The organism is Limimaricola cinnabarinus (genome assembly GCF_002723615.1).
GTDB lineage: Bacteria > Pseudomonadota > Alphaproteobacteria > Rhodobacterales > Rhodobacteraceae > Limimaricola > Limimaricola cinnabarinus_B.
The window spans coordinates 18,146-30,541 of the sequence record NZ_KZ304976.1; the positions used below are offsets into that span (position 1 = coordinate 18,146).

At 67.9% G+C, this 12,396-nt stretch carries 11 protein-coding genes; 8 read left to right on the forward strand and 3 right to left on the reverse strand.

All coding sequences use genetic code 11. From position 1 onward, the window contains the following. Positions 1 to 77: 77 nt before the first annotated feature. Complete coding sequence (locus CJ301_RS16260) at positions 78 to 1,328, reverse strand: substrate-binding domain-containing protein (protein WP_216823319.1); 1,251 nt, start codon at positions 1,326 to 1,328, stop codon at positions 78 to 80. Then, positions 1,259 to 2,083 (reverse strand): sugar phosphate isomerase/epimerase family protein, encoded by an 825-nt coding sequence (locus tag CJ301_RS16265; protein ID WP_099278417.1) that lies wholly within the window; start codon positions 2,081 to 2,083, stop codon positions 1,259 to 1,261. Before CJ301_RS16265 ends, CJ301_RS16260 begins: the two co-directional genes overlap by 70 nt. Positions 2,084 to 2,440: 357 nt before the next feature. Here CJ301_RS16265 and CJ301_RS16270 point away from each other — a divergent pair, with 357 nt between their 5' ends. Next, complete coding sequence (locus CJ301_RS16270) at positions 2,441 to 3,793, forward strand: ROK family protein (RefSeq protein WP_216823320.1); 1,353 nt, start codon at positions 2,441 to 2,443, stop codon at positions 3,791 to 3,793. Positions 3,794 to 3,820: 27 nt separating this feature from the next. After that, positions 3,821 to 4,813 (forward strand): substrate-binding domain-containing protein, encoded by a 993-nt coding sequence (locus CJ301_RS16275; RefSeq protein ID WP_099278419.1) that lies wholly within the window; start codon positions 3,821 to 3,823, stop codon positions 4,811 to 4,813. A 732-nt stretch (positions 4,814 to 5,545) separates the two neighbouring features. Here the strand turns inward: CJ301_RS16275 and CJ301_RS16280 are convergent. After that, a complete protein-coding gene (locus CJ301_RS16280) occupies positions 5,546 to 6,406 on the reverse strand; it encodes a LysR family transcriptional regulator (protein ID WP_099278420.1) in 861 nt (286 codons plus the stop codon). Positions 6,407 to 6,522: 116 nt separating this feature from the next. On the opposite strand from CJ301_RS16280, the gene CJ301_RS16285 reads away from it, so the two are divergent. From CJ301_RS16285 to CJ301_RS16310, 6 genes are read left to right on the forward strand one after another with little or no spacing between them, the layout of a single operon-like run. Beyond that, positions 6,523 to 7,335, forward strand: a complete 813-nt coding sequence (locus CJ301_RS16285; RefSeq protein WP_099278421.1) for a putative hydro-lyase — start codon at positions 6,523 to 6,525, stop codon at positions 7,333 to 7,335. 16 nt (positions 7,336 to 7,351) lie between these two features. Further along, positions 7,352 to 8,392, forward strand: a complete 1,041-nt coding sequence (locus CJ301_RS16290) for a TRAP transporter substrate-binding protein (RefSeq protein WP_099278422.1) — start codon at positions 7,352 to 7,354, stop codon at positions 8,390 to 8,392. 4 nt (positions 8,393 to 8,396) lie between these two features. Continuing rightward, entirely contained in the window at positions 8,397 to 8,930 is a 534-nt protein-coding gene (locus CJ301_RS16295; RefSeq protein WP_099278423.1) for a TRAP transporter small permease subunit, read from the forward strand. Next, positions 8,927 to 10,204 carry a TRAP transporter large permease gene (locus tag CJ301_RS16300; RefSeq protein ID WP_099278424.1) on the forward strand — a complete coding sequence of 426 codons (1,278 nt, stop codon included), beginning with the start codon at positions 8,927 to 8,929 and terminating at the stop codon, positions 10,202 to 10,204. Before CJ301_RS16295 ends, CJ301_RS16300 begins: the two co-directional genes overlap by 4 nt. Before the next feature lie 17 nt (positions 10,205 to 10,221). Continuing rightward, the gene (locus tag CJ301_RS16305) at positions 10,222 to 10,875 is read left to right on the forward strand and encodes a DUF2848 domain-containing protein (RefSeq protein ID WP_099278425.1); all 654 of its coding nucleotides are present in this window, start codon (positions 10,222 to 10,224) and stop codon (positions 10,873 to 10,875) included. Then, a complete protein-coding gene (locus CJ301_RS16310) occupies positions 10,872 to 12,161 on the forward strand; it encodes an amidase family protein (protein ID WP_099278426.1) in 1,290 nt (429 codons plus the stop codon). Before CJ301_RS16305 ends, CJ301_RS16310 begins: the two co-directional genes overlap by 4 nt. The last annotated feature ends 235 nt before the right edge of the window (positions 12,162 to 12,396 follow it).

Sequence of the window (12,396 nt, forward strand, 5' to 3'; positions counted from 1 at the left end):
ATGGGAGGGCGGGACCGGCCCACGCGGAGCCGCCACCGCGGCGACGGGCGGGCGCGTGGCCTGCCCGTCGCGCTCGATCAGTTCATGCTGTTCTGGATGTTGGCCGTGGCGTCGGCACGGTAGACCGTCTGCCAGGCATCGAGCAGCGTCTCGCGCGTGACCGGCAGCGCCGGCAGTGCGACGAAGGCGGGCGCCTCCTTGTCCAGAAGGCCGTAACCCGCGAGCGTCGCCTCGGCGACGCCTTGATCGAACGGCCGCTGTGCTCCGAGGCCTTTGACGAAGCCGCCCTGCGCCATGTTAATCGCAACGTTCTCGCCCAGATCGATGGTGGTGATGACCAGATCGTCGCGCCCCGCGACCCGCGCTGCCGAGATCACGCCCTCGGCCGGCACATCCCAGACCGCCCAAATCGCGTCGAGATCGGGGTTCGAGGTCAGCATCGCCGAGGCGACCTTGTCAGCGTCACCGGTGAAATCCGGCCCGCCAATGCCCTGCTCGGCCACAATTTCGATACCGGGATAGTCTTCCGCAACCGTCGCCTTGAAGGCGTCGTAACGCTGCCGCGTGACGAAGAAGTCGGCCGCGTGGTAGACCAGCCCGACCTTGCCCTCGCCCTCGAGCGCCTTGGCCAGCAGATGCGCCGAGGCGACGCCGTTGCCGTAGTTGTCGGCCGAGACGACCGAGACGTAGTCCGTGCCGGCCTCCAGCCCCGGGGGGGTGTTCTCCATAAAGACCAAAGTCACTCCCGCATCGGCGGCAGCCTTGTAGGCCGAGGCCGTCGCGGCAGGATCGGTCGGCACCGAGACGATGATATCGGGCTGCTGCGCCAGAACGGTCTCAATGTCCGCGACCTGCTTCTCAGGCTTGAAGCCGGCATCCGTGACGGCGATCACCTCGATCCCCATCTCGTCGAACCGGTTCCGCAGCCCTTCGACCTGCGCCCGCGACCAGTCATTGCCGCCATAATGCATCACGATAGCGGCAGTGGCGTTCATGTCCCTAATCTGGGTAAGTTCTTCGTCCGAGAGCGACAGCTCGGCGGCCGGGGTCGCTGTCTCGCCGTTCGGCCCCTTGGAGAGCACTTCGGATTGCAGCTCAGCGAGCGCCGCGTCGGGATCGGCAAGCGCTGGTGCAGCCAGCACGCCGGCGGCCACGAAGGCCGCGGCGGCGGCTCGGCCAAGGCTATTGATGATAGTCATGTTCGGGTCTCCCTCCCTGTGAGCGCGAACCCTCTCGTCCGCGCGGGTCGTCTTGCGGTTCAGGCCGTTTCCAGCCGTTTCACCAGATATCGGCGGCTTGCCTCCGCCCCGGCGCGGGGATCGTCCCATGCGTCCAGCTCGACCGTTACCCAGCCGTCGTAGCCGGTTTCGAGCAGTGCCTCGACGATCGAGCCGTTATCGAGATCGCCGCGGTCCAGCGGCGTGAAGGCGAAAGGCTCGCGCTGCCAGCCCTTGAGATGGACGTAGGAGATCCGCTCGCGATGCTCGCGGATCATTTGCGCGGGATCGCCGCCGGCGGCGGCGAGATGCGCGGTGTCGGGACAGAAATCGATCGAGGTTTCGCCGAAGATCCGGCGCACCTGCTCGGGGCCCTCGACAATCGTTGTCAGGTGGGGGTGGTAATGTGCCTTGAGTCCGCGCTCGCGGGCAATACCCACGATGCGCTCCAGCGCCGCACCAAGCTTCGCGTGATCGCCGTCGCGCGCCCCCCCTGCCCGCTTGGCTCCGCCACCGATGACGAGATGCGGCGCGCCGATCTCGGCCGTGCGGTCGGCGACGCGACGGATGCGGTCGAGTTCTTCCTCAAGAATGTCGTCGAAGATGAAGTTGCCACCCGAATAGGCCGCGACCAGCGACAGCCGGTGCTTCTCGAGCAACGTGCGAAACGCCTCCACGGAATGGTCGAGAAGGTTGCCATCGAAGACCTCGACCCCCTCATAGCCGGCCGCCGCGATATCCGCGAAGGCGCGGTCCATGTCGGCGAAGGTGCGGTAGGTCAGCTCGGCGACCGAGGTCACGCCGACCGCGTTGCCGCCAAGTGGGCCCCAGCAATTCGCCTGATAGGCAAGCTTCCATCTCGTCATTTTCATCTCCCTCGGCCATCGGGCCGTCCCAGACGCCGGGTCGCGACCGAGCCCTCCAGCCCAGTGCGGAGGCCACGCCCCGCCGCGTCCTTCCCTTGCGTTAATCCAGGATTAAGCGAGCAAAACTCCTAAGTCAATATTTTATCAGCATAACCATGCATACTTTTGCAGATTATCTGCATAAGCATAATGTTGATACGTCGAAATGTGTCGTGTATTCCTGATCTATCGGCAAAACTGGATGCGGGATGCCCAGTAAAAGCATCGAATCACACAGTGATCTGCCCTTGGGCGGATCGGGGGACTCCGAGGGGCGCGCCAACAGGCGCAGCGCGGTAGCCGATGCCTGACAGCGGCATGGTCGAGACGAGCCGGCCGAAGCGCGGCAAGGGGCGGCCTCGCAATGCCGACGGCGCCGCGCAGAGCTTGGGCACGATCCTCAACCTCGTGCGCAGCGGCGCCGCGCACACGCGTCAGGAACTGGAGCGCAAGAGCGAGCTGGGCCGCGCTATTGTCGCCGACCGGCTCGCAACGCTCAGCGAGATCAAGCTGGTCGATGAAAGCGCGCTGGCCGAGGCCAGCGGCGGCCGCGCGCCCCGGCTGGTACAGTTCAATGCGAACCGGGCGCGGATCCTCGTGGCGACGCTCGATCAGACGGCGCTCGGCGTCGGTATCGCCGACCTGTCGGGCCGGCTGATTACCGAACACCACGAAGCGATGGATCTCAGCGCCCCGCCCGAAGCGACGGCGGAGCGGCTCGGAACGCTGTTCGAATGGCTACTCGCAAAGGACGAACACTCGGCGCCGCTCTGGGGGCTAGGCATTTCGGTGCCTGGCCCGGTGCAGTTGTCGCCCGGCGACGATTTCCTGCAAGCGACGCCGACATTCCTGCCCGCATGGGAGGGCTTTCCGCTGGTCGAGCAGCTGGCTCGACGCTTTAGCGTGCCGGTCTGGATGCGCAGTAGCGTCGAGACGATGGCCATGGGCGAACTGCATGCCGGCGCCGGCGCCGGCATCAATGAGATGCTCTTCATTAAGGTTGGCAAGCGGATCGGCGCGAGCTTCGTCTTCGACGGCAAGCTCTATCGAGGCGCGCAAGGGGCGGCAGGGTTGATCGGCCATCTGCCGCGGGCGGCGAGCGGCCGAACCGCCTCGCTCGACGTGCTGGCCGGAAGCGACATGATCGCCCGCGACGGCCTCGCCGCCGCGCAGGCCGGCACCAGCCCTGCGCTGGCCGACATCCTGAACCGGGGCGGCGAGATCACTGCTATCGAAGTCGGTCAAGCCGCACAGGTCGGCGATTCAGTCAGCATGGAGATCATGTCGCGCAGCGGTCACCTAATCGGCCAACTGGTTGCCACGCTTGCCAACATGCTCAACCCGTCGCTGATTGTGCTGAGCGGCTCGATCGCGCAGACCAACGACATCCTCCTCGCCGCGGTGCGCGAGGCTGTCTATGGCGAATCGCACCCCCTCGTGACACGCGACCTGCGGATAAGTGCCTCGCGGATGGGCAGCTCTGCCGGGCTCGTTGGAGCCGCCAAGGTTGTGAGCGAGGCGTTGTTCGACCCGAGCTTCCTGCGCGAATGGGTCACCCACGGCGCCCCGACAGCGATGCCTAGGCTTTTGGCTGCGCTCGACCAGATGGGCACGGCGGCGATCGGTGCGCCCGCTTCGCCCCCCGCAGCCGCCGCGCCGCCCGGTGCATGATGACCTGAACAGGGAAGACGAAGGATTATGTCGATAAGCGGACTGGGCCCCCACGGCGAACGCGCCGCGCCGCCGAGCCGGCTGAGCCTGACGCCCAGCGACGTCACCGCCGCGCGTGACAGGCGGTTCCGGGTGGCCGTTGTGCTCCATACCGGCGAGAGCGACTGGTCCCGCCAGCAGCTCGCCGGGATCGCCGGGACCTTGGGCGACTGCGGCGTCATCGTTGGCGAGGTCGTCGATTGCGGCTTTCAGGCCGCGACCCAGATCGCCGCGCTCGAACGGCTGAGCCACGAGGGGCTTGACGCGATCATCTCGATCCCGGTGGCGAACGCCGCGGTGGCCGAGGCGCATCGGCAGGTGTCCCGCGCCGGGATACGGCTCATCCTGCACGACAACGTGCCTACGGGCATGCTGCCGGGCGCGGATTACACCTCGCTCGTCTCGGCCGACAATTTCGGTCTGGGGCTGATTGGCGCCAAGCTGCTCTCCGACAGGATCGCGCAGGGCGGCGAGGTAGGGCTGATGACCTACGGCGTCGACTTCTACGCCACGAATGAGCGCGAAATCGCCTTCGGGCGCTGGATAGTGGCCAATCGCCCCGATCTGAAGCTGCGGACGATCCGCTTCCCGTCACTAGGGGCGGTTCGCGAAACCACTTTGTCGATGATTGAGGAAAGCCCCGACCTTGCAGGGCTCTTCGTGGTCTGGGATACGCCGGCAATGGAAGCCGTGGCCACACTGAATACGGTCGGGCACGACATGCCGGTCACCACCGTCGATCTTGGCCGCGATGCAGCGATATGTCTGGCGCAGGACAATCACATTGTAGGCATCGCCGCGCAGCAGCCGTTCCGGCAGGGCGTCGCCGTCGCGGAAGCGACGATCCTTTCTCTTTTGGGGCGCGCAGTTCCGAGTTGGATCGCCCTGCCCGGACTTGCCGTTACGAAGGCCAACGTGGCTGACAGCTACCAGACCGTATGGCGCAGCCAAGCGCCGCAGGAGATCCTCTCTGCCCTGTGACACACGAAGCCGCCATGCGGCCCCTTCAGTGCGCTGCATCGTGGCGGTCCTCCCCTTCAGGAGGTGGCGGCATTGCCATGGAAACCTGCCCGCATGTTAGAAGAGTCATTGCTTTATCTGCTCGGTTCGCTTGACGCTTAGTGATTCACGGCTACCCTACAGGGACGTCATACACGCAGCGCTCGCTCGAATTTCTAAAGAATATTCAGTGCCTTGGGCATCGTGAAAAATTCACTGGGGCTCCTACCACCCCAGCCAGGTTTTCCCAAAAACCTAGTGAAATCAGAGCCTCAAATCGCTCTGGATCGACTCATGCGCTCCAGCCGCCCGCGGCTGTGACACAGCGCGAGACGAACTGGCCCGCCTGCAACGCGGCGCGGTCCAAGTGCGGCTCCCTGCCGACCTCGATAGTCCCCTGTCTCGTGAATGCTTTCTTCGCTGGTCTTGAGACAAGGAGGCCATGATGCGCCGCAGCAAGTTCAGCAGCGAATACATGCAGGGCGCGGCCGCGCAGATCATCGAGCGGGGCCATTGGCGACCATACGGAACACCCCGTGGCTGCGCCCACGCGGAAACGCCGCTCGACCGATCCGGTCAAGCGGGCGCTCGGGCTGTCTTCCTGTCTCTGACGAGAGCACGCGGCAGGGTCGCATAGGTGCCGGGACATGTAGGTCTGCCCCGACGCGGAGCCTCGAACCACCGCCATTCCGGCAATTCCGCGCGCGATTCGGCTCAGCGCCAGCCGGTGGCGACGTCGCGGGCGATCCTTGCAGCGTCGCCGGTCAATGCCTGCTCGTTGCCGATATAGGAGGCCGAGAACATCAGCGCTTCGGGACGCCAACCCGGATCGAACTCGGCGATGCGTCCGGCGGTCACGTGGCGCCGCCCGAGGCATTCGGGAATGACACCCACCCCGAGCCCCGCGGCGATCATCTCGATCGCGGTGGATAGCGAGTTCGAGGGGAAGATCTGCGCCGTGCCGCCATGCCGCGCATGGAGTTCCGCCGCCAGGTGGCGATGCGGCCGCGACTGGCGGTTGTAGGTGATCACCGGCACCTTCGACAGGTCCGGCGCCTCCATCGCCAGCGGTCGGTACCAGGCGAGCGGCACCGGCGGCAGTTCGAGGTTGTCGACGCTGTATTCCGAGACCGGCCCCATCAGGAATGCCAGGTCGAGGGCGCGGTCGAGCAGCGCCTCGCGGAGGTTGAGCGAGATGTCGACCGTGATTTCGATCTTGAGGCGCGGATAGGTCGTGCCCAACCGCCTCAGGAACTCGGGCAGCCAGGTCTGCACGATGGTTTCGGCCGCGCCGATCCGAAGCAGCGAGGACAGCCTCTCCGGCGGCACGATCTCGGCCCGGATCCGCTCCACCGAGGCGATGATCTGCTCGGCATGGCTGCGCAGGAGCACCCCTTCGCGTGTCGGCGTCACCCCGCGCGCCGCGCGGGTGAACAGCTCGACCCCGAGCGTGTCTTCGAGCGCCGAGATCCGGGCCGAGATCGCGGGCTGGGACACGTTCATCTGCTGCGCGGCCCGCCGCACCCCGCCCAGCCGCGCAACCCACAGGAAGGTCCTGAGCTGTTCGAGCGTCATGCCGTGATCCTTTCAACCTCGATCCCTGATCCATAAACCTGATCACCTTTTGAAGAAAATGGCGATTTGATTTTATAGGGGTGCCTTGTCTAGCCTGTCGGGCAGAAAGAGGTGCCATGCCAGACACGATCCGCCACGCCGACCTGATCCGTCTCGAGTCCGCCGCCCTGCGTCGCCAGTTCCGCGCCGACGCCTACAGGGGCCATACCGCCGGCCTTGCCCCGGGCCGTCTGCAATGCAACCTCGCCATCATGCCGGCGGCGCATGCCGCCGATTTCGAGGAATTCTGCGCGCTGAACCCGGTGCCCTGCCCGCTGGCGGGCCGCACCGCCACGGGCGATCCGACGCTGCCGGCGCTGGGGCACGACATCGATCTGCGCCGCGATCTGCCGCTCTATCACGTCTACCGGGACGGCATGCTGGCAGACCGGGTGCCGGAGATTTCGGAGCTGTGGCGCGATGACATGGTGGGTTTCGCGATCGGCTGCTCCTTCACCATGGAATCGGCGCTGATGCGGGCCGGTTTTGCGATGCGCCACATCGAGCGCGACGTGACCGTGCCGATGTATCGCAGCGCGATCGAGACCCGCCCCGCCGGCCCTTTCAGCGGCGCCGTCGTGGTTTCGATGCGTCCGGTCCATCGCGACCGGATCGACGAGGTGCGGGCCTTGAGCGCGCGATACCCGATGGCCCATGGCGCGCCGCTGCATGTCGGCGATCCGGCAGAGATCGGCATCGACATCGACAAGCCCGACTGGGGCAGCGCGGTCCCTGTCGAAGCCGACGAGCTGCCGGTGTTCTGGGGCTGCGGGGTTACCCCGCAGGTGGCCATGATGACAGCGAGGCTGCCGCTCTGCATCAGCCACGCGCCCGGCGCGATGCTGGTCACCGATCTCGATGACGGCACGCATGAACGAAACGAACAATGACAGGGAGAACCACGAAATGATCCGCACCCTTCTTACGCTGAGCACGGCGGCGGCCCTCATGGGCGGCACGGCAGTACAGGCCGAGGAACTGGCCGTCGTCGGCAGCTGGAGCGGCCTGCCGCTGCACAAGCAGTACGAGACCCCGTTCTGGACCGAGGACCTGCCCGCCGCCACCGACGGCGCGCTGACCGCGACGCTGACCACCCATGACCAGATGGGGATCGACGGCGGCGACGTGTACCGGATGCTGGGCGACGGCGTGTTCGATGTCGGCATGACCGTGGCCGACTACGCGGTGGCCGACAGCGCCGCGCTGGAGGCGCTCGACGTGCCGCTTCTGGCCGAGGACGCGGCCACCGCGCGCGCCATGGTCGAGGCGGCCCGGCCGATGGTCGACGACATCTATGCCGACGTCTTCAACGCCAAGGTGCTGGGCATCGCGCCCTACCCGCCGCAGGTCGTGTTCTGCAACGGCGAGATCACCGGCCTCGCCGATCTCGAGGGCAAGAAGGTCCGCGCCTCGGGCCGGATGACCGCCAAGCTGCTCGAGGCGCTTGGCGCCGAGGGCGTCAATGTCAGCTTCGGCGAGGTGCCCGGCGCGCTGCAGCGCGGCGTGGTCGATTGCGCCGTGACCGGCGCGGGCTCCGGCTACTCGGCCGGTTGGTGGGAGGTGTCCACCCACCTGCTGCCGCTGCCGCTCGGCGGCTGGGACCCGGTGGTCACCGCGATCAACATGGACACGTGGAACGCGCTGTCGGAGACGCAGCAGCAGCAGCTCGAGACGGCCGTGGCCGAAAAGCTGCAGCAGCCCGCCTGGGACGCCGCGCAGGACGCGCTCGAGAACGACATCGCTTGCCTGACCGGCAATGGCGAATGCCCCTCGGGCGAGGCGCGTGACATGACACTCGTCGAGGCCACCGCCGAAGACACCGAGACCGCGCGCGAGGCGCTGGTCGGCGAGGTGCTGCCCGACTGGGCCGCGCGCGCGGGCGACGACTGGGCCCAGCGCTGGAACGACAGCGTCGGCCAGGTGGTCGGCGTGACGATCGGAGGCTGAACCGATGGCGAGGATCATCCGATGGCTCGGCCGGATCAACGAGGGCGTCGCGCTGGTCGCGGGGCTCGGGCTGCTGGCCTGCGTCGCGCTGATCCTCGCCGAGATCCTGGCGCGCCGCTTCGGCGCGCCGATCGGCGGCACTGACGAGATCTCGGGCTATGTCATGGCGGCGGTGACCAGCTGGGGCATCGGCTATGCCCTGACCGAGCGCGCCCATGTGCGCATCGACCTGCTGCGCGTGCGCGGCGGCCCCGGCTTCAGGGCCGCCCTCGACTGCCTTGCCCTGCTGTCGCTGGCCGGCGTCGCGCTGGTCACCGCCTGGCATGGCTGGAACGTGCTGGAGAAGACGCTCGGCACCGGGGCGCGGGCCAATACCGCTCTCGAGACGCCGCTCTGGATCCCGCAGGCGATCTGGTGGGCCGGTTGGAGCTGGTTTGCCCTCTCGGCCGTGGTGCTGGCCGCGGGCGCGCTGACGCTCGCCGCCAAGGGCCGCTTTGAAAGCGTCGGCGACATCGCCGGAACGGAGGCCGCGACATGATCGCCTTCACCGCCATAGGTCTGCTGGGCCTGCTCGCGCTGTCGATCCCGGTCGGGATCGTGCTGTTCCTGCTGGGCTTCGGCCTCGACCTCTTCTTCAGCCCCTTCCCGCTGATCCGCGGTCTCGGGCAGGTGGTCTGGTCGTCCTCGAACAGCGCCACCCTGATCGCCATCCCCTTCTTCGTGCTGCTGGGCGAGATCCTGGTGCGCAGCGGCGTCGCGGCGCGCACCTACGAGGCGCTCAACACCTGGGTCTCGTGGCTGCCCGGCGGGCTGATCCACGCCAACATCGCCACCTCGACCCTGTTTTCCGCCACATCCGGCTCGTCGGTGGCGACCGCCGCCACCGTCGCCACCGTGGCGATGCCGCAGGCCGAGCGGCTGGGCTATGACCAGCGATTGTTCTCCGGCGCGATCGCCGCGGGCGGCACGCTGGGCATCCTGATCCCGCCCTCGATCAACCTGATCGTCTATGGCTTCCTGACCGAAAGCTCGATCCCGCAGCTCTTCCTCGCCGGGCTGCTCCCGGGCCTGCTGATGGCGCTGGCCTTCATGGCCGCGACGGTCATCCTCTGCGCGATCAACCCGCGCCTCGGCGGCCCGCGCCCCCATTTCGGCTGGGGCCAGCGTATCGCCAGCCTCGCCGACCTGCTGCCGATCCTCGGGCTGTTCGTGGCCATCGTCGGCTCGATCTACGCCGGCTGGGCGACGCCGACCGAGGCCGCCGCGATCGGCGTCGCCATCGCGCTGCTGATCGCGGCGCAGCAGAAGGCGCTGAACCTCGCGATGCTGCGCGACGCGCTGCGCGGCGCGGTGCGGACCTCGGCCATGGTGATGCTGGTGGTGATCGGCGCCTATGTCCTGAACTACGTGCTCACCGCTGCCGGTGTCAGCCGGGCGCTGCAGAACATGCTCGAGGGGCTCGACATCTCGCCGCTGGCCACCCTCTTCGTGATCATCGCGATCTACATCGTGCTGGGCTTCTTCATCGAGACCCTGTCGCTGATGGTGGCGACGATTCCGATCATCGTGCCGATCGTGGTCGGGCTGGGCTACGACAAGATCTGGTTCGGCGTGCTGATGATCATCCTGGTCGAGATGGCGCTGATCACCCCGCCGGTCGGCCTCAACCTCTACGTGGTGCAATCCGCACGCAAGGGCCGCTTCACCGACGTGATGGTGGGCTGCATCCCCTATGCGCTGGTGATGCTCGGCATGGTCGGCCTGCTGATCGTGGCGCCCTGGCTCGCGCTCTACCTGCCCTCGACCTTCTGACCATCAAGGAAAGCCCAATGCAGTTCGATACCCCCGACGGCCCCGTCGACATCACGATCACCGCGCTGACCGTCGCCGGCTGGACCGGCCGCGACCGCGCCGCCGTCGATCACCACATCGCCGAGCTGGCCGAGCTCGGGGTCGCGCCGCCAAGCCAGGTGCCGCTCTACTACCGCTGCGGGCCGGAGCTTCTGACCCAGTCCGGGCGGATCGACGTGCTCGGCGGCGACAGCTCGGGCGAGGCCGAGCCTCTGCTGCTGCACGCCGAGGGAAGGCTCTGGCTCGGTCTCGGCTCGGACCAGACCGACCGGGCGCTCGAGGCGCATTCGGTCGCCCATTCCAAGCAGGTCTGCCCCAAGCCGGTGGCCCGCGCGCTCTGGGCCTTCGACGAGGTGGAGGCGCATCTCGACCGGATCGAGCTCGGCTCCGATATCCTCGAGAACGGCGAATGGGTGAGCTACCAGAAGGGCACGCTCGCCGCGATCCGCCCGCTGGCCGACCTGGCCCGTGACGGCGGTCTCGCCGAGGGCGGTGCGATGCTTTGCGGCACGCTCGGCGCGATCGGCGGGGTGCGTCCGGCCGAGCGGTTCCGAATGCACCTGTCGGACCCGGTGCTGGGCCGCACGATCACCGCGGAATACGCGATGCGCGTGCTGCCGGTGGTGGCATGAGCGGCTCGGGCTGGAGCCCCGGGACGGCTTCGCGGCGACTCGCGGCGCTGCTCGATCGGCTCGGCCCCGAAGGCGGGCCGCGCGGCGTCTACACCTCGGTCTTCGCCGAAAGCGCCCGGACCGATGCCGAGCGGGCGCAGAACGCCGATGGCCCGCTGGCCGGAGCGCTGGTCTCGGTGAAGGGGCTTTACGACGTGGCGGGAGAGATCACTCATGCCGGCACCCGCTTTCTCGAAGAAGGCCCGCCCGCCGGTGCCGATGCCCCCGCCGTCGCCCGGCTGCGCGCCGCTGGCGCGGTGCTGACCGGCCACACCGCGATGTCCGAGCTGGCCTATTCCGGGCTCGGCCTGAACGACCATCACGGCACCGCCGACAACCCGGCCTGGCCCGGCCGCATTCCCGGCGGCTCGACTTCGGGCGGCGCGGCCTCGGTCGCGGCAGGGCTGGCCGACCTCGCCATCGGCAGCGACACCGGCGGCTCGCTGCGCATCCCGGCCGCCTTCTGCGGGCTGACCGGTTTCAAGCCGACCCAATCGAGCGTGCCGCGCGACGGCACGGTGCCGCTCTCGGACAGCCTCGACAGCCTCGGCCCGATGGCGCGCGACGTGGAGGGCTGTGCTGCGACATGGCGCGTGATGGCCGGGCGCGACGCCCCCGAAACAGCGCCCGCGCCGCTGCGCCTGCGCGTGGCGCGAAATTTCGGGTTCGACGATCTCGCCCCGGAGATCGCGGAGGGATTCGAGGCGCTTCTGGGCCGGTTGCGCGACCTCGGCTGCGAAATCGATGAGACGCCGCTGCCGCTTTTGGACGATGCGGCCGCCATCCCGCCATGGCACCTCACCGCCGTCGAGTGCCGGGCGCATCACGAGACCGCCTTCCGGGAGAAGGCCGAGACCTTCGACCCTCGTGTCCATGCCCGCATGGCCCGCGCCGACGAGGTTTCGGCCGTGGCCTATCGCCGGACGCTGAACAGCCGGGCCGGCTTTGCCCGGGCTTTCTCCGACGCCCTCGCGGGTCAGGCCCTTTTGCTGCCGACCGTGGCGATCCTGCCGCCCACGCCCGAGCAACTTGAGGCGGATGAAGCGTTCAACCGCCTGAACTTGCTGGCGCTGCGCAACACGACGCTGGGCAACATCGCCGATGGCTGCAGCATCGCCCTGCCCTATCGCCGGCACGGCACGCTTCTTAGCGCCATGCTGATCGCCGGGCGCGACGCCGACGAAAGGCTGCTCGCCACGGCGAGCGGGCTGGAGCCCGCGCTGCGCGCTATCTCCGCCGGTAGCTGAAGAAGCCCCCTTGAAGCTGACCTCCGCCCGCTCCTTGGCCGAGCGGGCCGTCACCTTCGAACGCGCGCCCTGCACCGGGGGAGCTTGCCGCCGCGCTTCGCCTCGAATTGGGCCATGCGGCGCGACACCGCCGGCGGGGCGGTGTCGCGCGTCTCGGCTGCCCGCAAAAACGGCCAATCGTCGCGGCCCGGCGTAGCGTTTCCAGGGCTTTCGACCGGCCATCCTTCGCTCCTGA